Raw genomic sequence first — 25,820 nt, 5'->3', positions numbered from 1 at the left:
TATGTCCGAGCCTTCGCGCGCTTCTGAAGACAGCATCCTTGCCTGTCTGGCCCGGCATTTCCCGGCCACGCATCCTTCCCTGCTGCTGGGCAGGGGCGACGACTGCGCCGTGCTCAAGGCAGGCACGCCCCTGTGCGTGAGCAGCGACCTTTTTCTGGAGGATGTCCACTTCCGGCGCTCCTATTTCACGCCCGAAGAGATCGGCCACAAGGCCCTGGCCGTCAATGTGAGCGACATCGCGGCCTGCGGCGGCCGCCCGCTGGCCTTCACCCTGGCCCTGGGCCTGCCCGATGATGTGGATGCGCTGTGGCTCGACCGCTTTTTCTCCGGCATGGCCGCTCTGGCGCAGGAACAGCGTCTGGCCCTGGCGGGCGGCGACTTGTCCCGCAGTCCCTTCCTGCACGTGAGCATCACCATCTGGGGCGAGTCCTACACGGGCGGGGACTTCCTCGTGCGGGGCGGCTCCATGCCCGGGGACAGCCTGTTCGTGGTGGGCCGTCCGGGCCTGGCCCGCGTGGGTCTGCAGGTACTGGAAAAGGAAGGCCGGGCCGCGCTGGAGCACTGGCCCGCTGCCTGCGCCGCGCATCTTTTGCCCGTGCCGCAGGTGGATGCCGGGCTCATGCTGGCCCGTGCGGGCGCCAATGCCCGGCCCCCGGCACTGATGGATCTTTCCGACGGCATCATGCGCGATTTGCCGCGCCTGCTGGGCCGCACCGGCGAGAGCCGGGCCCGGCGCGAAGGCGACACGGGCACCGCCACGGACAGCGGCCTGGGCGCGGCCATCCTGCTGCCGCAGGGCATGCTCCATCCCGAAGTGGTGCGCCATGCCCGCGAGAACGGGCTCAATCCCGTGCACGAGGCCCTGCTGGGCGGCGAGGATTACGCTCTGCTGGGCTCCTGCGCCCCGGACATGCTGCCCATCCTGCATGCGGCCATCCCCGGCTTCATGAGCATCGGCACCATCACCGATGACGGGGAGCTGACCTGCAACAACGAGCCGCTGGACGCACTCCAGGGCTTTGACCATTTTGCCGTATCCACGGAGGCCTAGCCGTGCCCTTTCCTTGTTTCCATCAGCGTCAGGGCCGGGACATCGCCCTGGCCGCCCTGCCGTCGTCCATCGTCCGGGAGCTGGCCGAAGTCTGCCGTGAAGCCTGGCACGGCGGCATGCTGGCCGGTTGCAACGGTAACGCCAGCTGCCGCTGGCAGAGCCCCGAAGGCGAGCGCATCGTCATCACCCGCAGCGGCGCGGCCAAGGGGCGCCTGACGCTCCGGGACCTGTGCGTGCTGGATGCCCGGAGCGGCGCCACCCTGTACGGCGGTCCTTCGTCCAGCGAAGGCCTCATGCATCTGGAAGTCTATGCGGCCCGGCCCCGGTGCGGGGCCATCCTGCACACCCACCCCCGGCAGCTGCTGGCCCTGGCCCTGAAACTGGAATGCCAGCCGGGCTGGCAGGAGCGTTTTTTGAAACTGCCGGTCTTCGAGTCCGGTGTCTGGCGGGCCCGGCTGGGCTACGCCCCGGCCTTCGAGCCCGGCACCCGCGAGCTGGCCGAGGCCGTGGGACAGGCCGCCCGCGATTTCGAGGCTGTGTGGATGACCCGCCACGGCCTGTGCGCTTCGGCCCCCTGCCTGGGCCAGGCCCTCACCCTCAGCGAAGAACTGGAACATCTGGCCGCCATCCAGCTGCTGGCCGGATCGTGTTAGTTGTTTGAGGGGGCCCCTTCGCTGTCGATGCCCGTAGCTTCCTTTGTCGCTAACGGGCACGGCCCTGCGGGCCATATTTTGAGGGGAGGGGAGCCCCCTCTGCTGGCGCGAGAGGGGTCCCCCCTCCCCTCAAGCTCCCCATCCCCTCCCCAGCGCGCTTTATCAGAACGTACGGCCCCGGACTGCTATGCAGTCCGGGGCCGTACGTTCGTCATGGCTCTGGGCAGGTGCCGACAAGGGGCATCCTGTCGTTATGGGGAGACATGGAGAAAAAGGGGCGGGCCATCCCTTTGTCCGTAGCGGTGAGGCAGCCGCCAGCCGTACCCTCTGGCGACACAGGCAGCTGTGGGCGTGGGCACGTCTTCCTTGCCGGGCAGCGTCAGGCGCAAGGCATCAGGGGGAGGAGCCTCTCAGAAAAGGCCTATTCCACGCCGGTGAGGATGAATTCCAGCATGGCGTCGGCCAGCAGGGCCGCGGCCTCGGTCACGCGCGGGGCCAGGGGCGGATATTCGAGGATGTCGGTCTCGAAGTCGCCCACCAGCACCAGATTGCCCAGCACGCGTTTTTGCATGGGCTTGCCGCCAAAGCCGCCCATGCCCGAGGCACTGGTGATGCGGCGGCCCGAGAGCATGACCTTTTCCACCAGCAGGCGCTTGTCCGCCGCGCCGTCCATGGCTTCCAGCCACAGGGGGCAGCGGGTCACCAGCTCGTCCACGTTGGCGGCGTCGATACGCAGGCGACAGGTCTCCACCCGGGCGTCGGGGTTCAGCTCCCGCACCAGTTCGGCCAGGGCCTCCACCTTGGGACGGCCCAGATGCCGGGGCCAGAACTGCTGCCGGTTGAGGTTGGACGCGTCCACCACGTCATCGTCGATGAGCAGGAAATGTTCCACACCGCTGCGGGCCAGCATCAGGACGGCATTGGAGCCCAGACCGCCCGCACCGGCCACGCCCACCCGGGCGGTCCGCAGGGCCTCCAGCCGGGCCGGGGAAAGATAGCGCGTCAGGCCCTGACGCAATACGTTCTCACTCATGGCAGACTCCCTGAAAAACGGTTTACGGATGGATGCGTCCAAACTTCATCCTGAAACAGCCCTTTCCGGGCCGCATCCACGGAATGGACAGGGACCCGGCCACAACGGGCGAACCCGGCCCACATGAAGAGGTGGACTGCCCCGCCCCCGTATGAAAAGGAGGGACGTCTTTCCGGCGGAAAGACGTCCCTCCCGAATAAAGCGCGCTGGGGAGGGGGCCCCCTCCCCTCACAACACTCAGCCTAGGCGTGGGTCAGGGTGGGGTCTTCCCAGTCCTTGATGACGGCCTGATAGCCGTTTTTGGTCAGGTCGGCGATCATCTGTTCCACGCTGCGGTGGTCGGTGATGTCGAACTGGCCGCTGTTGTCGGCGTGGGTCTTGCGGCCGCCCACGGCGGTGGACACACCGGCCGAGACGCGGGTCACGCCCAGCGGGATCAGGTGGTCACGCATGAAGGCGCTCTCGCGGCTGGAGCAGGTAATGGACGAGCGCGGCAGGAAGCAGCGCAGGGCCGTCACATACTGCACGAAGCGGCGGTCATCGAGGGCGTGCGGGATGTCGAAACTGCCCTCGTGCGAGCAGATGCGGGGGATGGACAGGCCCACGTCCACGCCGGGGTAATGGCGCAGCAGCCACCAGGCGTGCAGGCCGGTGGCGAAGGCGTCCTGTTCGAACTCGTCCAGGCCCAGCAGGGCGCCCAGGCCCAGGGAGCGCATGCCCGCGCGGGCGGCGCGCTCGGGGGCGTTGAGACGGAAGGCGTAGTCCTTCTTGGGGCCCACCGGATGCAGCCAGTCGTAGAGCTCGGGATTGTAGGTCTCCTGGAACATGGTCATGCTGTCCACGCCGCTTTCCACCATGAGGCGGTATTCGTCCTCGGTCATGGAGTAGACTTCGATGCCCACGCTGGCGAACAGGGGCTTGATGCGGCGGGCGACCTCCGCGATGTACTCGGGCGAGGAGAGTTTGCGGGCATCGCCGGTGAGCAGCAGGATGTGCTGCAGGCCCATGTCCGCGATGGCCTTGGCTTCGTCGTAGGCCTCTTCGGGGCTCAGGTGGCGGCGCGGCTGCTTGTTGTTGGCGTTGAAGCCGCAGTAACGGCACTGGTTGGTGCAGTAGTCCGACACGTAGAGCGGCGTGAACAGGTTCACGGCCCGGCCGAAGTAGCGCAGGGTCAGCTCATGGGCGCGCTGGGCCATCTGCTCCAGCAGGGGCGCGGCCGCCGGCGAGAGCAGGGTCAGGAAGTCGGCGGGCTGCAGGTAGTCCTTGCGCAGCACGGCGCGCACCTGGTCTTCGGTGGCGCTGGCGGCTATCTGGCTGCGGCGTTCGCGCGGCCAGTTGTTTTCCAGATATTGCTGAAAGTTTTCCATGTCCGCCCCCGACCTAGCGCAGGAAGCCCGTCAGCGGAGAGGAGGCCTGGGCGCCTTCGCCGCAGGCACGCACGGCACCGGGACCGGCCAGCCAGGCGGCGCGACCGGCTTCCACGGCCTGACGGAAGGCACGGCCCATGAGCACCGGATCGGTGGACGAGGCGATGCCGGTGTTCACCAGGCAGGCGGCGGCGCCCATCTCCATGGCCTCGCAGGCATGGGAGGGCAGGCCGATACCGGCGTCCACCACGATGGGCAGGTCGATCTCTTCGATGAGGATGCCGATCATCTCGCGGGTGCGCAGGCCGCGGTTGGTGCCGATGGGCGCGCCCAGGGGCATGACGGCGGCGGCACCGGCATCCGCGCAGGCGCGGGCCACATAGAGGTCGGGGTTGATGTAGGGCAGCACGGTGAAGCCTTCCCTGGCCAGGATCTCGGTGGCCTTGGCGGTCTCGTAGCCGTCGGGCAGCAGGTGGCGGGTATCGGAGATGACTTCGATCTTGATCCAGTCGCCGCAACCGGCGGCGCGGGCCAGACGGGCCAGGCGCACGGCCTCTTCGGCGGTGCGGGCGCCGGAGGTGTTGGGCAGCAGACGCATGTGGGAGGGGATGTGGCCCACGATGCCCTGCTGGCCTTTTTCCACGCGGCGCATGGCCACGGTGATCACCTGCGCGCCGCTGCTGGCGCAGACGTCGGGGATGAGGGCGTCATTGCTGTATTTGCCGGTACCGATGAACAGGCGGCTCTGCAGTTCCACGCCGCCGATGATGAGGGGATCGTTGTTCTGAAAATCGCTCATGATGGTCTCCTGCGGCCGACCGGGCCGCGCGGTGCGCACTGGGCGCAGAGGAAGAAAAAAACGTCGTCGTGCCGGCGGCTAACCGCCGCCCACGAACTGCACGATCTCCAGCACGTCGCCCTCGTTCAGGGCGGTGGCCGCGAAGTCCGCGGCGGGCACGATCTGGCCGTTGTGTTCCACGACCACGGCGGTGGCATCGTGTTCCCGCTCCCGCAGCAGGGCCGCCACGGTCAGGCCTTCGGCACAGGTACAGGCTTCGCCATTGATGGTGAGTTGCATACTGCCTCCACAAAAAAACCCGTCCACCTTGCAAGAGGGCGAAACGGGCACGTTGGGCGCAAAAAGAGCGCACGTTGCCAGCTTCCCTTCGACAGCACTATCTGCATCAGGTGCAGGACCGCACGGCGGCCCTAGGGGTCAGGGTCCTTGCACCCTTTCTCAGCCCGCAGGCTCCCCCAGCCGGAAGCAAAAAACTAGTCCCGGGACAGAAATATTGCAAGGGGGATGGCCCCGGCTTGCCGATTTTCCCGGTGTCCGCCCTGCCAGAGACTATGCCCGGGCCATCTGCTTCTCTGTATCATGCTCTGCTGCTGGCAGGAGCCCGGCAGACCGTCCTGTCTCCCACAGGGGCAGCGGCCTGTATCTTCAGCCTTCAGAGACCGTTGTCCCGGGGCGTCTCTTCTCTTGCTGCCGTAGCTGTCAGCGTCCCAGGCGGGCACGCAGCTTCCGGATCTTTTCGTTCATCTCGGCGCGGCTCATGCCCAGCAGCTGGGGGATGAGCAGGGCCGTGAGCGTGGCGGCCAGGGTGTAGACGACGCCGGAAATCAGGAAGCGCAGCAGGGAGTCGATGCCGCCCAGGCCCAGCATGAGGGTGAGCTCGCGGCAGGCAAAGGCCACGGCGGCCAGCACCAGCACACACCAGATCTCGTGCAGCATGATGGGCAGCAGCCGGATGGGCACAAAACGCGAGGCGCGCCAGAGGCAGATGTTGACGGTCACGCATTGCACGGCGATGGTCTTGATGGACAGGCCCACGGCCCCCAGATGCAGGCCGCCGTAAGCTTCGGGCGCCAGCAGGAACCAGGCCGTGGTCATGCCGTAGACGCATTCCAGCAGGGTGAGGTTGCGCAGTTCGCGGGTACGGCCCGAGGCGTGGAACACGGAGCTGGCCAGCTGCAGATAGGACTGGTGCAGGGGGTAGAGGGCCATGATCTGCACGGGCAGGATGGCGGCGGTGAACTCCGCGCCCCCGAAGATGCGCACCAGGGCCGGGCCCTCGGCCATGCTGAAGCAGGCGAAGTAGGCGGCCACGGCATAGATCAGGGGGGCGAAGCGGTTGACCAGGCGGCCCATGAGCTGGAGGTCGCGCTGCCCCCAGGCGATGGAGAGCTCGCGCATGACCAGCGGCGTCATGGCCGAGACGAACATCAGACAGGCCAGACAGACCTTGTGGCCCAGGGCGAAATAGCCCTGCTCGGCGCTGCCGTCGAACCACTGCAGCAGCCAGCGTTCCGCGGCGGCCATGAGGAAGATGAGCAGGGCCTGGACGAAGAGCGGATGGCTGTAGGTGAAGAATTCGTGACGGTAGGCCTTGTTGCTGTCGGCACTCAGGCGCAGGCAGAAGGTGGCGTCCGGGCCGCCATAGCAGCGCTCCCAGTGGCGCCGGGTGACGATCCAGTAGCCCAGGGCCGTGACGCCCAGCATGGCGTATTGCTGGCCGAAAAGGCTGAAGATGTTCAGCCAGTCCAGCAGGAACAGGCCGATGAGCAGGACTACGGCCGAGAGCGAGACCACGGTGCGCACCATCTCGGACTGCACGGTGGCGCCCACAGCATCGTTCATGGAGCGGAGCACGCGGCCCCACCAGGTCAGAAAGGCCCAGATGGCGGCCAGCGGGGCCAGCCACAGGGGCACGTCGGGCATGAGCCAGTTGCCGACGAGGGGCACCTGCATGGCGCCGGCGATGAGCAGGCTGATGACGGCGATGAGCAGGCTGAGCCGCATGTAGAAGCTGATGAGGCCCGTTTCGGACTGGCGCCGGGACAGGGCATTGTAGAAGCAGGTGGACGTGCCCATGTCCAGGAACATGAACAGCTGCTGGAAAAAGTTGGTGGCAAAACTGTAATTGCCGTACATGGCCGGGCCCAGGGCACGGGGCAGGATGGCTTCCATGGCCAGATAGACCGGCACGGAAGCCACGTTGGCCAGCAGCTTGCATATATAGCGACGCGCCAGGCTTGGCGTGGAGGGGGGAGTCGTCCTGTTTTCCATGCGGGAAAACCTAGCCCACTTTGCGGCGTGCCACAAGCCGGGAATGGGGCGCGGCGTGCCCTGCGGACCGGCTGCCTGCCGGGGACAAGTGTTTACGGCCTCCGGCTTTTTGCGTATGAAAAAACATTGAGCGCACGCACAAACAGCGCACCGGAGGACGCGGCCCAGCCGCTCCGGGAGCGGCCGCCTTACCGGCGGTCCCGCCCCGCCCTCAACGCCACCATGCGGCGGGCTGCCGCGCCGCTGCCCCCGTGACGCCCATGCACAAGATCCCCGCGCGATCCTTTTGCGGCCTTCTGCCGCCGCGCGGGCCGCTGACAAACGTCCAAAGGATACCGTCATGGAAGAGAACAGCAAAAAAATGAAATCCGGCCTGGAAAAGGCCCCTCACCGTTCCCTGCTTTATGCCCTGGGCCTGACCCGCGAGGAAATGGAACGTCCTCTGGTGGGCGTGGTCAACGCCGCCAGTGAAGTGGTGCCCGGGCACCTGCACCTGGGCAAGCTGGCCGAGGCCGTCAAGGCCGGTGTGCGCATGGCCGGCGGCACCCCCCTGGAATTCCCCGCCATCGCCGTGTGCGACGGCATCGCCATGAACCACGAAGGCATGCGCTTCTCCCTGCCTTCGCGCGAGTTCATCGCCGACTCCATCGAGATCATGGCCCGCGCCCATGCCTTCGACGCCCTGGTCTTCATCCCCAACTGCGACAAGTGCGTGCCCGGCATGCTCATGGCCATGATGCGCCTGAACATCCCCTCGGTGCTGGTCTCCGGCGGCCCCATGCTGCCCGGTACCCTGACCCCCGGCAAGCAGGGCGACCTCATCACCCTGTTCGAGGGCGTGGGCCGCGTGCGCAACGGCCAGATGAGCGAAGAAGAACTGACCCAGTGGGAAGAACGCGCCTGCCCCGGCTGCGGTTCCTGTGCGGGCATGTTCACGGCCAACTCCATGAACTGCCTGGCCGAGACCATCGGTGTGGCCCTGCCCGGCAACGGCACCATCCCGGCCGTGCATGCGGCCCGTGTGCGTCTGGCCAAGCAGGCCGGCATGCGCGTCATGGATCTGGTGAAGCGCAACATCCGTCCCCGCGACATCGTCACCCGCGGCGCCGTGGAAAATGCCATCGCCGTGGACATGGCCCTGGGCTGCTCCACCAACACCACCCTGCACCTGCCCGCCATCTTCCATGAAGCCGGTCTGGACATCGACCTGTCCGTCTTCGACGAAGTGAGCCGCAAGAGCCCCAATCTCTGCAAGCTTTCCCCCGCCGGCCACCACTACATGGTGGATCTGGAGAACGCCGGCGGCATCCCGGCCGTCATGAGCGAGCTGGACAAGCTGGATCTGATCCGCAAGGACTGCATGACCGTCACCGGCAAGACCGTGGGCGAGAACCTGAAGGAACGCAACGCCCGCATCCTGGATACGGACGTGATCCACACCATCGACAATGCCTACTCCAAGGAGGGCGGCATCGCCATCCTGCGCGGCTCGCTGGCCCCTGACGGCGCCGTGGTCAAGCAGTCCGCCGTGGCGCCCGAGATGATGCGCCGCGAAGTGACCGCCCGCGTGTTCGAGAGCGAAGAAGACGCCATGCACGCCATCCTCGACGGCAAGATCAAGCCCGGCGACGGTGTGGTGGTGCGTTACGAAGGTCCCAAGGGCGGCCCCGGCATGCGCGAGATGCTGTCCCCCACCGCCGCCATCACCGGCATGGGCCTGGGCAAGGACGTGGCCCTGTTCACCGACGGCCGCTTCTCCGGCGGTACCAACGGTGCGGCCATCGGCCACATCTCGCCCGAAGCCGCCAACGGTGGCCCCATCGCCCTGGTGCGTGACGGTGACCGCATCCTGGTGGACATCCCCAACCGCAAGCTGGACCTGCTGGTGGACGAGGCCGAACTGGCCCGCCGTCGCGCCGAGCTGGTGCCGCCGCAGAAGGAATGCCCCTATCCCGTGCTGCGCCGTTACGCCAGCATGGTGAGCTCCGCTGACAGCGGCGCCATGTACAAGAAGGTCTAGGACGTTTTCCCGGCCAGACCAGGCGCCCGCAGGAGGGACGGCGCCGTGCCGTCATCCCCTGTGATACCGTGCCTGTTCCTCCCGGGCATCCGTCCGGCTCTCCGGGACCGGTGTGATGGCCGGAAATCCGGAGGCCGTCCGTTCTCCGATGGTCCCGCATTGCCGCCGCTGCAGTGCGGGACCGTTTTTTCAGGCAGGAGTTTCCTGCCGTACAGGTGCCATCATGGTTTTCTTCCACGCTCTTCAGAGTATCTTTGGCCTGCTGCTCATCGTCTCGCTGGCGTATGTGCTGGCCCGCAAGGGCTGGTTCACACCCGAGACCCAGATCTTGCTGCCCCGGCTGGTTTCCTCCGTGGCCCTGCCGCCCTATCTCTTTTATACCATCACCCATTCTTTCGGTCGGGACGACCTTGTCCATCTGCTCTACGGCTCGTTCTTTCCGCTGCTCAGCATCCTGATGACCTTTGGCGTGGCGTTGCTGGTGGCCAGGGCCACACGCGTGGAGCGGCGGCACTTGGGCCTGTTCTGTACCAGCTTCGCCACGTCCAATACGGTCTTCATCGGCCTGCCGGTCAACATGGCCCTGTTCGGCGAGGCTGCGGCCCCCTATGTGCTGCTGTATTTCTTTGCCAACACCACCTTTTTCTGGACCATCGGCAACTATGCCATAAGTCACGACAACGAGGAACTGCGCGGTCATGACAGCGTGCTGGACAACGTACGCCACGTGTTCTCGCCGCCCATGCTGGGCTTTTTGGCCGGGGCGGCCCTGACCCTGCTGGATTTCCGGCTGCCGGGCTTCGTCCAGAATGCCGCCCGCTATCTGGGCAATCTTACCACGCCGCTGGCCCTGATATTCATCGGCATCTGCCTCTACAAGATGGATCTGCGACATCTGCGCCTTTCGCGGGACCTGATGCTGGCCTTGCTGGGCAAGATGGTGGCCTGCCCCCTCATCCTGGCAGGCATGCTGTATTTCGTTGAGCTGCCCGAGCTTATGGAAAAGGTGTTCATCATCCAGTCCGGCCTGCCCTGCATGATGCAGATCTCCATCCTGAGCGCCTATTACAAGACCGATGCCGAATTCGGCGCCCTGATGGTCAGCCTGTCGACCATCCTTTCCGTCATCACCATCCCCATAGCCATGACGCTGCTTTCGCTGTAGCGGCAAAGGGATATTGGCAAGAGCGGAACCGGATTTTTTGAGGGGGGAAGGAGGGACCTTTACGCGCGAGCTAAAGGTCCCTCCTTCCCCCCTCAAGCTCCCTCCATCCTCCTCCAAACGTGCTTTATTGGCCGGCCGCTCCATCAGGAGCGGCCCGGCTTTCTCTCCGGCTGGACCATCACTCCTGCTTCTGCCCGGCCCTGCCACGTATGGCCTGTCTTCTCTATGTATTGAGCGCGCCGCTTGGGCAAGGTCGTCATCCCCTCCATCGAGCCCCCGTTCCTAGGCTTTTCATTCCCTTGTTCCTCATCCACCAGACTGCCCCACGATTTCTCCAACGCCCTTCTCCATCCATTGCGCACGCCGCTTTGGCGGCGTACGCCGAAGGCGTGGTGCCGCCCCGCCTACGGCGAGCCGTGAGAATCCGGGGACCTGACGCGGGGCACGGGGTGCAGGGGGGCTGTGGCCGGCAGGCTCCGCCCCTTGCCGCTTCGCCGCGGAGGCGATTAGGCCTGGGAACCGGGCCGCGGCCGTCCATTGGACGGCTGGCTGTCGCGCTATGGCTCCTCCTAATCCCGGGCAGGGGGCACTGCCCCTTTTACTCCGCGCTGGGCGACCACGAAAAAAGGCGCGCCCGCCGGAACGGACGCGCCTTGAAAGGCGATGCCTTGACTTGGGACTAGAAGCCGAAGCCGTCGGAGTTGGCGCCGCTGGTGCCGAAACCGAAATCGTCCGGCACGCCGCCTTCTTCCTGGGCGGGTTCTTCGGCGGCGGCTTCACCGGCCACGCCGGCAGCAGCCACACCCACGGTGATGTTCTTCAGGTTGTCCTTGATGGCGTCCTTGATGCTCTGCATCAGTTCGTCATGGTTGATGGCGACCTTGCCCTGGAATTCGGCCACCTGACGGCGCAGACCGCCCATGTCGGTCTTCATGGTCTTGATGGTGTCTTCCAGCTTGTCGCACTTCTTCTGCAGTTCTTCAGCCTTGCCCTGATAGGGGGCCAGGGTCTCCACCTGCTGGCGCAGGGTGGCGATCTCGGCGCGCTGGCTGACCATGGTGCCGTGCATGTCGTCCATCATGTCGAGCACGGTGGCGACGGCGTTCTTCAGGCAGTCATCCATGGGGGTCAGGGAGATGGTGTCGCCCAGCAGACGGGCACCCTGGTTGACGAAGTCGCCCCAGTTGTCACCGTCTTTGTAGTTCATGTCCAGGAACTTGGGGGACAGCTTGGCCAGCCAGGCAGCGGCGAAGGGAGCCACGGCGGCGGCGCAGGCGTCACAGACGATGCTGCGACCGGTGATGTAACCGGCGATATCTTTCACGTCCGCGCCCTTCTTGGCGACGGCCAGGGCCAGGACGGTTTCCACAGGGAACATTTTGCGAGCGGTATCAGACATTTTCGGCCTCCTCCTCGGAGAACGGTGTTTTGCAGTGTGAGCCTGTGCGGGCCGTCGTCACGGGGCGACGGCCCGGAAGACCATCCTAGTAGCCGCGTCCGTACATGCGGACGAACAGCAGGGCCGCGGTGCGGTACACGAAGTGACCGAGCTTGGACCACGGCAGGTAGGCAAAGAGCATCCACACAAAGACCAGATGCAGATAGTACACCACAAAGGCGGGCTGGATGGCATCGGCCAGGCGGAAGACCTGGGACAGGATGCCCGTCACGGCCACCAGCCAGATGATGCCCAGCAGGTACCAGTCATACCAGCTCGAACCCTGATGCTTGGGGTTCAGCTTCAGACGGCGGGCGGTGAGCATGGCCAGGCCACAGACCAGCATGATGGCGCCGAGGTTGGCCAGGATCTTCACAGGGTACAGCAGCGGCATGGGGGTCTCGATCTTGATGAGCGGGATGATCTTGCCGCCCCAGTGGCCCAGAGCCACAACGGCCGTCACGAAGGCCAGGATGACGAAGCTGTAGACCAGGATCATGTGGCCGGCCTTGCGGTTGGGCACATAGGTACCGGTCTTGGGACCAGCTTCGCAGTCGTCGAACTTGCGGTGGGTGACCACTTCGTCGATGAGCACGTCCAGCAGGTGCCAGTACCAGGCCTTGGTCTTGCCAAGCACGGTCAGGCGGCCTTCAGGCTTGAACATGCCCCAGAGCTTGCGCACGCCCTTGTAGAGGATGAAGCAGGCCCCGAAGAAGGTGATCATGAAGATGGGGTCGATGGTGTAGTCACCATAGAACACCTGACCGAACACGATGCGGCCGTCGGCGGCGCGGGGGAACCAGTTGCCGTCATTGAAGCCGGCGCGGATCCACCAGATGAAGAGCCACAGCAGGGCCGGGATGGCGAAGAGGAAGGGCAGACCGGAGGGTTTGCTCATCCACTTGCCCACGATGGTGGGCTCGGTCAGATCGCGGTAGACCATGTTGCGGGCAGCGCCCATGACGTCGGCGGGACGGGCACCACGGGGGCAGAGGTCCGCGCAGTTGCCGCAGTTGTGGCAGAGCCACAGGTCCACGTCGGTGGCCAGCTTTTCCTTGAGGCCCCAGGACGCCCACACCATTTCCTTGCGGGGGTAGGGAGCGTTTTCCGGAGCCATGGGGCAGGCCACGGAGCAGGTGGCGCACTGATAGCATTTTTTCAGGCTTTCGCCGCCCGCTTCCATCAGCTCCCGCGTAAAGGTGGAATCCGGCTTGAGAATATTCTGTGCCATTGCAGCCTTCCTCCTACATGCCCTTGAACGGGTTGGGGCCGAGTTCCACGATGCGAGCGACGAATTCGTCGATCATGTCCGGCACCTTGTCATATTCGTCGATGGCCACTTCGAGCTGGTCAACGCGCTCGGGCTGCACGCCCAGACGGTTCAGGGTCTCGGCGATGTTTTCCTTGCGGCGGTTGCAGATCTCGGAACCCTTGATGAAGTGGCACTGGTAGTCTTCGCCATATTTGCAGCCCAGCAGCAGCACGCCGTCGAAGCCCTTGCTCATGGCGTCAGACACCCAGATGGCGTTGACGGAGCCGAGGCAGCGCACGGGGATGATGCGGCAGTACGGGCTCCAGGCCTTGCGGCGCATACCGGCCATATCCAGGGCGGGGTAGGCGTCGTTTTCGCAGGCCAGGATGAGGATGCGGGGGCCTTCCTTCTTGAAGTCCTTGGGCACCACAACTTCGCGGATCATGGAACCGATCTGGTCGATGTTGTAGTTGGCAAAGGAGATCACGCGCTCGGGGCAGGCGCCGAAGCAGGTACCGCAACGACGGCAGCGGGCCGGGTTGGGTTTGGGCGTACCCTTTTCGTCGTCGTCCAGGGCGCCGAAGGGACATTCTTCGGTGCAGCGCTTGCACTGGGTGCAGCGCACGAAGTTGAACACCGGGTAGGAATTGTCGCCGGAGCGGGGATGCACGGCCACACCGTGGGAAGCGGCTTCCACACACTGGATGGCTTTGAGCACGGCACCGCGGGCGTCTTCTTCACAGGCGTCCAGGGTCTGGGGCTGACGCACGCAACCGGCGGCGTAGACACCGGTACGGCGGGTTTCGTAGGGGAAGCAGATGTAGTTGGAGTCCGCGAAACCGTCGAAGAGCTGCAGATCCGGGAAGTCGGGGCCCTGACGGTAGTCGAATTCCACCACCACGTCCTTGGCGGTCGTGGGCACGACGCCCGTGGGCAGCACCACCAGATCCACATCCAGATCGAAGTCCATGCCCAGCAGGGTGTTCTTGCAGCTGACCACCATGTGGTTGCCGGCATCACGGATGTCGGTCACGTCGGCCTTGGTCATCATCAGGCCCAGACGGTCCTGCATCTTCTTGTAGAAGCGTTCCAGGATGCCGGGGATGGTCATGTCCTTGTACAGCACGAAGGCCTGCACGGCGTCATCGGTCTTGTCACAGATGATGTTGGCCATGCGCAGCATGCCCACGCTGTTGACGGCGTTGGAGTAACGCAGGTGCTTGATGCTTTCCAGGTTCTCCTTGACGAAGCCCTTTTCTTCTTCCTCGGCGGGAGCTTCGGCGGGGGCTTCGGCCTCGGCAGCGGCGGCTTCGTCAGCGGCCTTCTGCAGGGCTTCTTCAGCGATGGTGGTGTCGAGCACGAAGGCGATGCGGCGGGCGTCGACCTTGCCTTCGCCCAGCATCTTGGCGAACTGGGCGGCATGGACGACCTTGGGGTTCACGCCCAGGCCCATGCTTTCCAGATACTTTTCAGCCAGCGGCACCCAGCCGGTGGCCAGGACCACGGAGCCGATGTCGAAGGTCTGTTCGCCGTTGGCGGTGGCCACGGTGGCCTTGAACTCGCCGGGCTGGCCTTCCAGTTTGGCCATGTGGGAGTTCAGCAGCACGGTGATGCTACTGTTGCCGGTCACAGCGGCGATCTTTTCGGCCAGGTTGGTGGGCTGGCGGTCTTCCCAGGGAGCCTGCAGGGGCGAGCCCATGGGCATGTTGTTGACCGCGCCGCCGAGCTTGTCGGCCTTTTCCACCAGGATGACTTCATAGCCGGTCTTGGCGGCTTCCTGGGCGGCGGTGAGGCCGGTCCAGCCGCCACCGATGACCAGGATGCGCTTGATGCCTTCGATGGCCGCAGATTCGGGCATGTTGCTCTTCTGCAGTTTGACCACGCCCATGTTCATGTAGTCGGTGGCCATCTGGGTCAGCAGGGCGGGAGCCGCGCCGCTGACGGCGGAACCGTCGGGGTTCTTGTAGGCGAGCACGCACTGTTCGCGCAGGTTCACGTGTTCCACCTGCACGGGCAGCTGCCAGGGGGTAGCTTCGTCGCGGGGGCTGGCACCGCAGAAGAGCACGCCGTCAAGGCCGTTGGCTTCGATGTCGGCACGCACTTCGTCTTCGGCCACGCTCAGCATGGGCAGCACTTTTACCACAGGGGTGAGGTCGCTCCATTTGCTGCGGACCTGTTCGGCCAGGGCTTCCACATCCAGGCCGCCGCCGATGTTCTGTACGTCAAAATAGACGCCGATCTTGCTGGCCATGCCGCCTACCTCCCTTTCACCGTTTGCACCGCCTTGAGAGCGGCGGCCGTGCCGGACTGCGCGGTACGCATCACGTCCAGCGGCATGCGGGCGCAACCGGCGGCAAAAATGCCAGCCTCTTCACCGCCCATGACGAAACCGTCTTCGTCCAGGGGCAGGGGCAGGGGCAGGCTGTCGGTGGCCAGGCTGGGCTGCATGCCCGTGGCCAGCACCACCATGTCATAATCCAGATGCAGCTTTTCGCCGCGGATGGCGTCTTCAACGGTCACGGTGACGTTGTCGTCAGCGGCCTGGGCCACGTCGGCCACCTTGCCCTTGATGAAGCGCACATTGGGGGCGGCCTTCACCTTGTCCAGAACCTTCACGTAGCGGCCCGGAGCGCGCAGGTCGATGTAGAACACCGAGATCTGGGTCTCGGGGTACTGCTCGCAGATGTACTGGCACTGCTTGAGAGTGGCCATACAGCAGATGTAGGAGCAGTAGTTCAGGTGGTTCTGGTCACGGGAACCGGCGCACTGCACGAAAGCGATGCGTTTGGGACGACGGCCGTCGGTAGGACGGACGATCTTGCCGCCGGTGGGGCCGAAGGGGGAGGCCAGGCGTTCGAGCTGCATGTTGGTCACGCAGTTCTTGACCTTGCCGGCGCCCAGGTTGGCCAGGTTGGTGACGTCGTAGGGCTTCCAGCCGGTGGCCACCACGATGGCGCCCACATTGAGTTCGATCTCGCGGGCGGGTTCGTTCTGGTCCAGGAACTTCTGGCCGGCGACGCGGGCGGCGTCAGCCTTGCTCAGGGCGTCGGTGTCCAGCACGAAGCGGTTGGGGAACGCAAAAGGCATGGATTTGTACAGAGCCTTGCGCTGGGACAGCCCGAAGTCGAATTCGTTGGGCACGGTGCCTTCCAGGCTGGAAGCGAGGAGGGTGAAGTCCACGTTGTGGGCGGCCACCTTGCGGGGCTTGATGCTCACGGTGGCGGTGTAGTCACCCTTACAGCCGACCAGCTTGGTCACTTCGGCCATGGTGAAGAATTTGATGCGGGGGTTCTTCCTGATGCGCTGGAACTGGATTTCCAGACCGCAGGAGGGGGGACAAAGTTTGGGGAAATATTTGTTGAGCTGGGCCACACGGCCGCCCAGGTAGGGCGACTTTTCCACGATATACACATCGTGGCCCAGTTCCGCCGCTTCGATGGCGGCAGTAAGGCCTGCAAAGCCGCCGCCCACGACGAGAATGGAGTTGGACATCCTGGATATCCTCCTGCGTTGCAGCGCCGTGGCCCCTCTGCGGGGCGGCGCGCACGCCTGCCCGGTTGTATGGGATTGCCGGGCGGCGCAATTGAGAGCCAAGGGCCCTGCCGCGCGGCGCATATTCCAAGGCGCGGCGGGGAGCTTGCATGTCGCACACCCGCCGCGCCGAAAAAAATGGGGTGGCCTAGGCGGCCACCCCAGGGATGTTCTTCCGCCTACTAGTCAGGGATGATCTGGTAGTAGGGCTTCTTGAAGATCTTGGTTTCGCCGGTGGCGGGATCGTACTTAGAGTTCACGAAGCACTTCCACTTGCTGTCGTCGATACCCAGGAAGTCAGCGCGGTAGTAGAAGCCGGGGTAACGGGACTCTTCACGGAAGGCGATGTGCTGCATGTGCAGGCGCACGGTCCACAGGCGATGGTAGTTTTCCCAGCAACGCAGCAGTTCGTGCAGGTCGCGGGCGGCCAGCTTGGCGGAGTCTTCTTCCATCATGCCCAGCAGATAGAAGCCGGTGTCCAGCAGAGCCTTGGAGGTGGTGTAGTAGGTCCCCACGCCGCCGCCGTATTCGTCGGTGCACTTCACGAGGCGCATCATGAAGTTCTTGGGCGTGATGTAGTTGGGGTTCACCACGGGGTCGGTGGAGGCGTCCTTGCCGGCCAGGTAGTTGTAGTAAGGACGGTAGATCAGCTGCTTCAGTTCTTCGGCGGTTTCCTTGAACTCAGGCTTGAAGTCCTTGTGGTCCATGCACCAGCGCACCATCTGCTTACCGGCGATACGGCCTTCAGCGTGGGAACCGGAGGAGAACTTGTGGCCGGAAGCGCCCACGCCGTCGGCGCAGGTGAACAGGCCTTCCACGGTGGTCATGCGGTTGTAGACCTTACCGTTGGCAGCGCGAACCTTGTAGTCTTCGGGCACCCAAGCTTCGTCGGGACCGGAAACCCAGATACCGCAGCAGCCGGAGTGAGAGCCGAGCAGGTAAGGTTCGGTGGGCATGATTTCGGAACCGCGTTCTTCAGGAGCGGTGTTGGTGGCGGCCCACAGGTTGGCCTGACCAACGCACATATCCAGGAAGTCTTCCCAAGCTTCGGACTCGAGGTCTTTCTGCTGTTCTTCGGTCAGGGTGGCGAAGGTGGTCAGCAGAGCGGTCTTGGTGTCCATGTAGATGGGGCCGCGGCCTTCGCGCATTTCACGAAGCATCATGTGGTTACGCAGGCAGGTGGGGATCACGTGACCCTTGGCGTAGCCGCGATCTTCGTAAGGCTTCAGCATGGCGCGGTTGGTGGCGCAGTAGTCTTCGCCCTTGCAGTTGGTGGCTTTAGCCTTGAACAGCAGGAACCAGGCGCCCACAGGGCCGTAACCGTCCTTGAAGCGGGCGGGCACGAAGCGGTTTTCCATCATGGTCATTTCGGCGCCGACCTGAGCGCACATGGTGTAGGTGGAACCGGCGTTCCACACGGGGTACCAAGCGCGGCCCATGCCTTCACCGGTGGAACGGGGACGGTACACGTTAACGGCACCGCCGGCGGCCACCATGATGGCGTTGGCTTTGAAGATGTGCACTTCGTTGGCACGCAGGTTGAAGCCCACGGCACCAGCGACGCGGTTGGGGGTGTTCTTGTCGAGCAGCAGCTTCACGATGAAGATACGCTCCATGATACGGTCTTCACCCAGGGCATTCTTGGCAGCTTCGGCCACGATGCACTTGTAGGATTCACCGTTGATCATGATCTGCCAACGACCGGAGCGGACGGGCTCGTCGCCGTTGCGCAGGCTCTTGCCGGCGGCCTTGGCGGCGGCGCCGTTCATGTTGTGGCCGTTTTCGTCCTTGATCCAGCAGGGCAGGCCCCACTCTTCGAACAGATGCACGGAGTCGTCAACGTGACGGCCCACGTCGAAGATCAGGTCTTCGCGGACCAGACCCATAAGGTCGGTGCGGACCATGCGGACGTAATCGTCGGCGGTGTTTTTGCCGAGGTAGGTGTTGATGGCGGACAGGCCCTGGGCCACGGCGCCGGAGCGCTCGAGGGCGGCCTTATCGCACAGCATCATTTTCAGACCGTGTTTGTCGCCCCAGCGCACGGCTTCGAAAGCGGCACCGCAGGCACCCATACCGCCGCCCACGATCAGCAGGTCGACGTCATGTTCCTTCACTTCAGGTTCAGCAATGGCAACGCCTTTCATCGCTTCCTTGACGGGAATCATAGGCATAGTGATTTCTCCTTAAGCTCTACGCGGTTACTGCTCTCTAGCGGCCCTGTTCCATAGCGGTGAAGACCTTGTCGGCTTCAGTCACTTCGAACTTCTTGCCCAGGACTTCGATGGGGGTGGCCAGCTTTTCTTCGGTGAACAGCAGTTCGTCGTCGAGGTTGGCGCCTTCCGGTTTGCCTTCGAAGGGCTTGATGGAGCCTTCAGGAGTGGTACGGATGGGGAACTTGAAACGTTTCACGCTGCCGTTGCGGAACTGCACGGTCCACATGATGGAGTCGGCAGAGCGCATGGGGATACAGGTGCCGCCCATGGGAGCAAAGTCGGCGTAGGGACGAGCGGTGATGGCGCCCTGGGGGCAGATCTTCACGCAGGAATAGCATTCCCAGCAGGCGTCGGGTTCCTGGTTGTACGCCTTCATTTCCTGAGGATCGAGGATCATCAGGTCGTTCGGGCAGATGTACATGCAGGCCGTCTTTTCGCCACCCTTGCAGCCGTCGCATTTGGACGGATCGACAAACGTAGGCATAACGTATCCTCCAACTCTTAAAGTGTTTCAGGTCAATTTTGACCGTATGGGCAGCCACTCGGGCCGCCCGAGTGCCGTCTTGATTGGGGTCACGACCCTGGGCAACAGCGCTCAGGTCGTGCGCTTGTGTATTTAGTAACAAGCTACCCCTCTTCACGTCAAGCCCCCTTTTGAAAAATTCGTGGAAACTCTCGGTGGAAAACGGCACAATCCACTATAATCCTTGCACATTCTTCCTAGCATAATTTTTATGCTGTGTAAAGATGCTCCGCGTTTTGGACGGCTTCCATGTCCAAGATTTGTGTTGGGCCAGGAAAAGGCATGTTTATCAGCCGGTTATCCTGAATATCTCCCTGTTCCTGCTCATGAAACGCTTTAGTAAAATCATTTAATTTCAAATAGTTAATATATCGATGCTTTCCATGCCGGACGGGCGGCTTTTTTATGACGTTCCGGTGTCGCCCTGATCTTGATGAGAAAAAGAAGCAAAAGTTGAAACAATTATCCAATAAAATCAAATGGTTGATTGTATCTATTGGGAATAGTTGGTTTTTTATCAAAAATACGTCGTAAGGCATCCGGTACGCTCTTTGAGGCTCCCTCCAGTGCTCGCCGGAGCTTGCACTCTCTTTCACATGGGGGCGGAAAAGTCTTTTCCGGGGGCTTGCCAGTGAGGACGTTTCGGGATACAGCATCCCCCACAAATTCATAGAGCGACGCGCCGTCCGGCGGTCGAGAGGAGCATCCAGCATGAACGAGCACCACGAATTCCGACCTGCCCAGAGGCCGGACAAACGCAGCGACCGCCCCGAAGGACGTTTCGAGGCCAGAACCGACGGCAAGCCCGAGCGTCCGCGCCGCAGCCTGCGCGAGACCGTCTGTGACATCGACCGCGATATCCTGCGCATGCTCATGCGCCGCCACAATCTCATCAAGCGCATGTACAATGCCAAGGGTTTCCTGGAGCCCGCGGAAGAAAAGAGCATCCGCGAGTCCTGGGAAGCCGCCGTTTCCCGCGTCAGCCGCGACCCGCGCCTGAGCGGCCGTTTCTTCACCCTGATGCAGGAAGTGGAATTCCTGCCCCGTCCCGGTGAAGACGGCGAAGCCCAGCGCCCCGCCTTCAATCTTGCCCCCGCCGACATGCCCGTGCGCCTGTCCATGCCCGCCCCGCGTTCCTGTCGCCTGACCCGGGCCTGGGCCACGCTGGCCGCCTGCACCGGCCAGGCCGTGCGCATCGCCCCCGCCCTGATGAACGATCCCGTCGTGGATTGCGTCAAGCTGCTCAACCAGCTGGGCGCCCATGCCAACCGTGACGACGGTGCCGTGCATGTGGCCGCCGGCACGCCCCTGGGCACCCCGGACAAGGTGCTGCATGTGGGCGACAGCTCCTGGAACTTCTATCTGGCCCTGGGCCATTACCTGGGCCGTCCTTCGCGTACCAAGTTCACCGGCGGCGCGGCCCTCAAGCTGGCCGACCTCAGCGCCACCCGCCGCTTCCTGCCCCTCATGGGCGCGCGTCTGGTGCATGTGGTGCCCAAGTCCGACGGCTTCCCGGTGCGCATCGAATGCTCCGGCGTGCTGCCCGGCAAGGTGGTCTTCCCCGCCGATGCCCCGGTGGAACTGGCCGAAGGCATCATGCTGGCCGCGCCTTCCTATGAGCGCGCCATCACCCTGGACCTTTCCGCCATGCCCGAGCGTGCGCTGGCCTTTGCCCGCATCCTGCCCGTGCTGAACGCTGCCGGTGCCGACGTGCGCCGCGAAGGCGACGTGCTCCACTTCCAGCCCTGCGCCCTGAGCATCCCCTCCGAGCCCACCCTGCCCGTGGAACCGGAACTGGCCGTGTTCCTGATGGGCCTCGCCCCCGCACTGGGCGGTGAAGTGCGCCTGGAAGGCCAGTGGCCCACCTGGCCCGGCACCGAAGCCGGTCTGGACCTGCTGCGCCAGACCGGTGCCAAGGTCGAATGCTCGGCCACCGAGATCCTGGCCCGCAGCCTGAAGCCGCTGGCCGAACTGCCCGCCGCCTTTGCCCTGCCCGAAGGCCTGCCCGCCTCCTGGCGTCCGCTGGCCGTGGCCCTGAGCACCATGACGGCCCTGCGCGGCGGTCGTGCCGTGCTGCCCGCCGGTCTGGAAGCCGAAGAGAACGTGGTGGAAAGCTACCTGCACGCTGCCGGTCTGGCTCTGGATGCCGAAGGCTGCCTGGTGGCCTGGAAGCCCGGTGACGACATGGAAGAAGCCGAAGAACAGGACGAGGAAGGCCGCCCCGTGCGCAAGCCCCGTCCCGCCCTGCAGGCCCGCGGCTGGAACGCCCCCGACGCTCCCTGGGCCGTGGCCCTGGCCCTGGCGGCCTGTGCCCGCGGCAAGCAGGAAGGCTTCAAGCTGGGCAACCCCGGCGTGCTGACCGAGCTCTATCCGCCTTTCTGGGTGCTGTACAACAACCTGCCCGAACCGCACATGACGCGTGAGAACAAGGAAGTGCCCGCCGAGCCGGTGAAGAGCCGCCGCCGCGTCATCACCAGCGCCGTGGCCGTGCCGCCTCCGCTGGAAGACGAAGATTACTAGGACCGGGCAGCTCCCGCCGTCCGGCTTGGCCGTGAGGGCCGGGTCGTGGCGGCTCCCGGTATCGAAGACGAAAAGGGCGCCCATCCTTCGCGGATGGACGCCCTTTTTCATTTGCGGGAAGCGGCGGTCGGAGCGTCTGCCGCTCGTCCCTGCCTGCAGGATAGGCCCGTCAGGCCAGCTCTTCAGGGAGCTTGCAAAGGTCGACCCATTGCCCGCCGGTGACGGCGGCCAGTTCGTCCGGAGTCAGCTGCACGGCGTTGTTGGGCGCACCGGCGGCAGGGTAGACCACGTCATAGCGCTTGAGGCTCTCGTCCAGGAACACGCGCACCCCTTCCGGCAGGGCAAAGGGGCAGACCCCGCCCTGGGGATGGCCGGTGAGGCGCTTCACGTCCTCCACGGGGATGAAGCGGGCCTTTTCGTGGAACAGATCCTTGAACTTGCGGTTGTCCAGACGGGCCAGTCCCATGGCCACCACCAGCACGGGACCGGTGGAGGTGAGGATGGACAGCGTCTTGGCGATACGGCCCGCCTCGCAGTGCAGGGCTTCGGCCGCCAGCGCCACGGTGGCGCTGGAGACGGTGAACTCGCGGTAGCGGTCGCCCAGACCGTGGGCGGCCAGTTGGGCCCTGACGGCTTCGGTGCGCATGGCTGGATGCTCCTTGGCTGAAACATGCTCCGTTGTTGCCGGTGATGGCAGCATGCCGGAGGCGGGATCTACCCGTCCGGGCGGGGATGAAAAAAGGGGCCTGTCGGGCAGGCCCCTCCGGTATGGTTACAGGGTGATGGGCAGGGGGCCGAAGCTGGCCTCGTAGCGCTTGCGGAACTCGTCCTTGCTGAAGTGGTGTTCCTGCGTGCCCAGCTGCTCGATGGCGTAGCAGGCGCTCACCGCGCCCAGCTTGGCGGCTTCGGGCATCTCCAGGCCGCAGACCAGGCCCTTGAGCAGGCCCGCGCGGTGGGAGTCGCCCGCGCCGGTGGGATCCTTGACGCCGTCGCAGGGGATGGCGGGCACATGCACGTCCACGCCTTGGGCATTGCGGATGCGCTGGCCGTCGCCGCCCAGCGTGGTCACCAGCCAGCCGGTCATGGCCACCAGTTCTTCCTCGCTCTTGCCCGTCTTCTTGCAGACCATGCCCAGCTCGTAATCGTTGGTCACGCAGGCATAGGAACCGCGGATGGCGTCGCAGAGGTCATCGCCCGAAAGCACGGGCAGCTGCTGGCCGGGGTCGAAGATGTAGCGCACGCCCTTTTCACGGAAGAAGCCGGGCAGGCGGCGCATGTCGTCCACGCTGCCGGGGGAGACGATGGCCCAGTCCTTGGCGGGATCGAGGTTGGGGAAGGTGTAGGTGGCGGGCTGGCTCATGGCGCCGGGGTAGAAGCCCGTGATCTGGTTGTTGTTCTGGTCCGTGGTGATGTAGCACAGGGCCGTGAACACGTCGGAATCGCGCCGGATGCCTTCCAGCGACAGGCCCAGCTTTTCCCAGGCCGCCGCGTAACCGGTGAAGTCACGGCCGGCGGCGGAGACGACGATGGGTTTTTCGCCCAGCAGGGCCAGCGTGTAGGCGATGTTGCCCGCGCAGCCGCCGCGGCGTTCGTCCATGCTGTCCACCATGAAGCTGACGCTCAGCATGTGCAGCTTGTCCATGAGCACATGGTCCTGCAGGTTGCCGCCAAAGGTCATGATGCGGTCAAAAGCCAGGGAACCGGAAACATAAATGGCCATCTTCGTTCCTTTTATTCGTTGAGCTGCCCTGCGGGCAGGCTGTTTTGGGCGATCCAGTCCAGGAAGGGCGCGTTGCCCTTCTCCAGCGGCATGCCCACGATACAGGGCACTTCATAGGGATGGGCCGCCTCCACGGCGGCACGAAAATCTTCCCACGCTGCCCGGCTGACCTGGGCCAGCAGCAGGCATTCGCGGCTTTCGCGGACCTTGCCTTCCCAGCGATAGATGGAAAGGGCTCCGGGCAGGATGTTCACCCCGGCGGCCAGCCGTCGTTCCACCACCAGATGGGCCAGGGTTCGGGCAGTCGCTCCGTCGGGAACAGTGACACAGGCAAGCAGGCTCATGGCGTCCTCCTGTTCGGGAAGTGGGAAAAGCGGACAGAAGATACACCAGCGGGCCGTAAAAACCAAGCGTGCCCCGCCTTGCTCCCCCTGTCTTCCTGTGGCATAGCAGGCCCATGAGCGTAAAAAAATCCCTGCCGCGCGGTGCTCTGGCCCGCGCTGAAAAAGTCCTGGCGGCCCTTCAGGCCCGCTATCCCCGTCCCGCGACCCATCTTGAAGCCGACAACGCCTGGGAACTGCTGGTGGCCACGGTGCTGGCCGCCCAGTGTACCGACGCCCGCGTCAACACCGTGACCCCGGAGCTGTTCCGGCGCTGGCCCGGCCCGGCCGAGCTGGCCCTGGCCACGCAGGAAGAGCTGGAAAGCGTCATCCGTTCCACGGGCTTCTATCACAGCAAGGCCCGCAACCTGCTGGGCGCGGCGCAGCGCGTGGTCTCCGTCTATGGCGGCGAGGTGCCGCCCCGTCTGGACGAGCTCATCACCCTGCCCGGCGTGGCCCGCAAGACGGCCAATGTGGTGCTGTTCGGCGCCTTCGGCATCAACGAGGGCCTGGCCGTGGATACCCACGTCAAGCGCATCAGCTATCGTCTGGGCCTTACCGCCCACACCGATCCCGTGGACATCGAACAGGATCTGATGCGCCTCTTCCCCCGTGCCGAATGGGGCGACGTCAATCACCGCATGGTCTGGTTCGGCCGCGATGTCTGCCACGCCCGCAGCCCCCGCTGCGCGGAATGCGAGATGGCCGACTTCTGCCCCCGCCGCGAACCGCCCAAGGGAAAATAGCTGTTGGGGAAAAGAACGTGGGGGAAGGGGGGAACTTTGGCTGGCGCACAAAGTTCCCCCCTTCCCCCACACCCCCATCCTCCTTCAAACGCGCTTTATCCGTTCCTCTCCATCATCGCCGAACACGGCTCTTGCGGAGTCCCTCGGCTTCTCCTCTCGCGCATGTCAGCAGTTCCCGGTCCGCGGGGCCTTCTTTTCCTGGAGCGTCTTGGCCGGCCTGAGGTGAGCGGGGCAGGGGAAGGCAGGGCGTCCGGCTCCGTGACAAAAAAACAGCCCGGCCTCCATGGAGACCGGGCTGTTGTCGTTATCGGGAAAGGGCTGTTCCCGGAGAGAGCCGGGACAGGCTCACTTGCGGTCCACCCACCATTTTTTGTCCACGCGGCCGTACCACCAGCGGTTATGGTCCGTGCGCAGGATGACCTCGCACAGGGCCTGGGCCTGCGGGCTGCGCAGGCGTTTGACCGCGCTTTCCAGCCAGTCGGCGGCAAATTTGTTGCCCTTGTCCAGCTCGGCCTTGAGGTTGCAGATCAGGTCCAGCTGGTCGGCATCGTGGGCCAGGCGTGCCTCCAGGCTCTGGCGCTCCTGCAGTTCGTCCCAGCCCTCGAGGATGTCCTGCTCCAGTCCGGTGCCGTCCACGGCATCCTGCAGGGCATCGCGGTCGCGGCAGGTGTCGTAGCGGTGGTTCACATAGTTGAAATCGCCGGTACGTGCTTCATGCAGATCGTGGAAAAGGCAGAGGAAGGTCACGCGGGCGGCATCGGCCCCCGCCAGTTTGGCCAGGGTGTAGCCGATGACGCTGGTACGGTAGGAATGCTCGGCCACGTTCTCGCTGCCGGAGCCCAGGAAGGCATAGCCGCTGCGCGGCGTGTGGCGCAGATGTCCCGCCTCGTGGAAAAAGTCCGTGATGCGTTCCAGCTGCTGTTCATCAGGCAGGCCCGCTGCGGGCGTGCTTTTGTTTGGGCTGTCCTGTGCCATGTGTGTTTCCTCATGGAGGGAGCGCGGTGCCCCCTCCGTTGCTGATTTGTACGAAAACTGTCCGGCGCACGCCATTGATTGCTCTTTTCCGTCTTTGCCCAACCGCCGGCGGGCGGTGTTTGTTCGGGGGACGGTCATCCAGGCAAGGCCGTGGCTTTTCCGG

At 64.5% G+C, this 25,820-nt stretch carries 22 protein-coding genes; 6 read left to right on the top strand and 16 right to left on the bottom strand.

Annotated features, from left to right (window positions below; translation table 11 throughout):
- Position 1 precedes the first annotated feature (1 nt).
- Positions 2-1,051, top strand: coding sequence for a thiamine-phosphate kinase (thiL, locus tag HF854_RS01555; protein ID WP_168934703.1), 1,050 nt, complete (start codon positions 2-4; stop codon positions 1,049-1,051).
- 2 nt (positions 1,052-1,053) lie between these two features.
- The gene (locus HF854_RS01550; RefSeq protein WP_168934702.1) at positions 1,054-1,704 is read left to right on the top strand and encodes a class II aldolase/adducin family protein; all 651 of its coding nucleotides are present in this window, start codon (positions 1,054-1,056) and stop codon (positions 1,702-1,704) included.
- Positions 1,705-2,125: 421 nt separating this feature from the next.
- On the opposite strand, the gene thiF is transcribed toward HF854_RS01550, so the two are convergent.
- The 5 genes from thiF to HF854_RS01525 all read right to left on the bottom strand — a co-directional run bounded on the left by thiF (position 2,126) and on the right by HF854_RS01525 (position 7,174).
- The gene (gene thiF / locus HF854_RS01545; RefSeq protein ID WP_168934701.1) at positions 2,126-2,737 is read right to left on the bottom strand and encodes a sulfur carrier protein ThiS adenylyltransferase ThiF; all 612 of its coding nucleotides are present in this window, start codon (positions 2,735-2,737) and stop codon (positions 2,126-2,128) included.
- 242 nt (positions 2,738-2,979) lie between these two features.
- Positions 2,980-4,104 carry a 2-iminoacetate synthase ThiH gene (gene thiH / locus HF854_RS01540; RefSeq protein ID WP_168934700.1) on the bottom strand — a complete coding sequence of 375 codons (1,125 nt, stop codon included), beginning with the start codon at positions 4,102-4,104 and terminating at the stop codon, positions 2,980-2,982.
- Positions 4,105-4,117: 13 nt separating this feature from the next.
- Entirely contained in the window at positions 4,118-4,903 is a 786-nt protein-coding gene (locus HF854_RS01535; RefSeq protein ID WP_168934699.1) for a thiazole synthase, read from the bottom strand.
- A 78-nt stretch (positions 4,904-4,981) separates the two neighbouring features.
- Positions 4,982-5,182, bottom strand: coding sequence for a sulfur carrier protein ThiS (gene thiS, locus HF854_RS01530; RefSeq protein WP_168934698.1), 201 nt, complete (start codon positions 5,180-5,182; stop codon positions 4,982-4,984).
- A 420-nt stretch (positions 5,183-5,602) separates the two neighbouring features.
- Positions 5,603-7,174, bottom strand: coding sequence for a lipopolysaccharide biosynthesis protein (locus tag HF854_RS01525; RefSeq protein WP_168934697.1), 1,572 nt, complete (start codon positions 7,172-7,174; stop codon positions 5,603-5,605).
- Positions 7,175-7,514: 340 nt separating this feature from the next.
- Between HF854_RS01525 and ilvD the strand changes: the two genes are divergently transcribed.
- Both ilvD and HF854_RS01515 read left to right on the top strand, forming a co-directional pair.
- Entirely contained in the window at positions 7,515-9,194 is a 1,680-nt protein-coding gene (gene ilvD / locus HF854_RS01520; protein WP_168934696.1) for a dihydroxy-acid dehydratase, read from the top strand.
- Between the two features lie 223 nt (positions 9,195-9,417).
- On the top strand, positions 9,418-10,359 hold the full coding sequence (locus tag HF854_RS01515; RefSeq protein ID WP_168934695.1) for an AEC family transporter: 942 nt from the start codon (positions 9,418-9,420) through the stop codon (positions 10,357-10,359).
- A 679-nt stretch (positions 10,360-11,038) separates the two neighbouring features.
- On the opposite strand, the gene HF854_RS01510 is transcribed toward HF854_RS01515, so the two are convergent.
- The 7 genes from HF854_RS01510 to HF854_RS01480 form a co-directional block, all read right to left on the bottom strand.
- Positions 11,039-11,758 carry a hypothetical protein gene (locus HF854_RS01510; RefSeq protein ID WP_168934694.1) on the bottom strand — a complete coding sequence of 240 codons (720 nt, stop codon included), beginning with the start codon at positions 11,756-11,758 and terminating at the stop codon, positions 11,039-11,041.
- A gap of 85 nt (positions 11,759-11,843) precedes the next feature.
- Positions 11,844-13,028 carry a quinone-interacting membrane-bound oxidoreductase complex subunit QmoC gene (gene qmoC / locus HF854_RS01505; protein ID WP_168934693.1) on the bottom strand — a complete coding sequence of 395 codons (1,185 nt, stop codon included), beginning with the start codon at positions 13,026-13,028 and terminating at the stop codon, positions 11,844-11,846.
- A gap of 13 nt (positions 13,029-13,041) precedes the next feature.
- On the bottom strand, positions 13,042-15,300 hold the full coding sequence (locus HF854_RS01500; RefSeq protein ID WP_168934692.1) for an FAD-dependent oxidoreductase: 2,259 nt from the start codon (positions 15,298-15,300) through the stop codon (positions 13,042-13,044).
- 5 nt (positions 15,301-15,305) lie between these two features.
- The gene (locus tag HF854_RS01495; RefSeq protein ID WP_006008672.1) at positions 15,306-16,541 is read right to left on the bottom strand and encodes a CoB--CoM heterodisulfide reductase iron-sulfur subunit A family protein; all 1,236 of its coding nucleotides are present in this window, start codon (positions 16,539-16,541) and stop codon (positions 15,306-15,308) included.
- Between the two features lie 221 nt (positions 16,542-16,762).
- Entirely contained in the window at positions 16,763-18,751 is a 1,989-nt protein-coding gene (gene aprA / locus HF854_RS01490; RefSeq protein WP_168934691.1) for an adenylyl-sulfate reductase subunit alpha, read from the bottom strand.
- A 37-nt stretch (positions 18,752-18,788) separates the two neighbouring features.
- Positions 18,789-19,277: an adenylyl-sulfate reductase subunit beta gene (gene aprB / locus HF854_RS01485; RefSeq protein WP_006008678.1), complete on the bottom strand. Its 489-nt coding sequence runs from the start codon at positions 19,275-19,277 to the stop codon at positions 18,789-18,791.
- A 248-nt stretch (positions 19,278-19,525) separates the two neighbouring features.
- Positions 19,526-20,029, bottom strand: coding sequence for a hypothetical protein (locus tag HF854_RS01480; RefSeq protein ID WP_168934690.1), 504 nt, complete (start codon positions 20,027-20,029; stop codon positions 19,526-19,528).
- Between HF854_RS01480 and HF854_RS01475 the strand changes: the two genes are divergently transcribed.
- Positions 20,028-21,836 carry a 3-phosphoshikimate 1-carboxyvinyltransferase gene (locus HF854_RS01475; RefSeq protein WP_168934689.1) on the top strand — a complete coding sequence of 603 codons (1,809 nt, stop codon included), beginning with the start codon at positions 20,028-20,030 and terminating at the stop codon, positions 21,834-21,836. The genes HF854_RS01480 and HF854_RS01475 overlap by 2 nt on opposite strands.
- A gap of 169 nt (positions 21,837-22,005) precedes the next feature.
- On the opposite strand, the gene HF854_RS01470 is transcribed toward HF854_RS01475, so the two are convergent.
- From HF854_RS01470 to cutA, 3 genes are all read right to left on the bottom strand, one after another.
- Positions 22,006-22,482, bottom strand: a complete 477-nt coding sequence (locus HF854_RS01470; protein ID WP_168934688.1) for a YbaK/EbsC family protein — start codon at positions 22,480-22,482, stop codon at positions 22,006-22,008.
- Positions 22,483-22,608: 126 nt separating this feature from the next.
- Complete coding sequence (locus HF854_RS01465) at positions 22,609-23,556, bottom strand: carbohydrate kinase family protein (protein ID WP_168934687.1); 948 nt, start codon at positions 23,554-23,556, stop codon at positions 22,609-22,611.
- A gap of 11 nt (positions 23,557-23,567) precedes the next feature.
- Entirely contained in the window at positions 23,568-23,900 is a 333-nt protein-coding gene (cutA, locus tag HF854_RS01460; RefSeq protein ID WP_168934686.1) for a divalent-cation tolerance protein CutA, read from the bottom strand.
- Positions 23,901-24,013: 113 nt separating this feature from the next.
- On the opposite strand from cutA, the gene nth reads away from it, so the two are divergent.
- Positions 24,014-24,682 (top strand): endonuclease III, encoded by a 669-nt coding sequence (gene nth, locus HF854_RS01455; RefSeq protein ID WP_168934685.1) that lies wholly within the window; start codon positions 24,014-24,016, stop codon positions 24,680-24,682.
- Positions 24,683-25,027: 345 nt separating this feature from the next.
- Here the strand turns inward: nth and HF854_RS01450 are convergent, their stop codons facing one another.
- Entirely contained in the window at positions 25,028-25,657 is a 630-nt protein-coding gene (locus HF854_RS01450) for an HD domain-containing protein (protein ID WP_168934684.1), read from the bottom strand.
- Positions 25,658-25,820 lie beyond the last annotated feature (163 nt).

It is taken from the genome of Desulfovibrio piger (assembly GCF_012843875.1).
GTDB lineage: Bacteria > Desulfobacterota > Desulfovibrionia > Desulfovibrionales > Desulfovibrionaceae > Desulfovibrio.
Note: the sequence above shows the minus strand (reverse complement) of the source record. Positions and strands in the feature narration are given on the sequence as shown.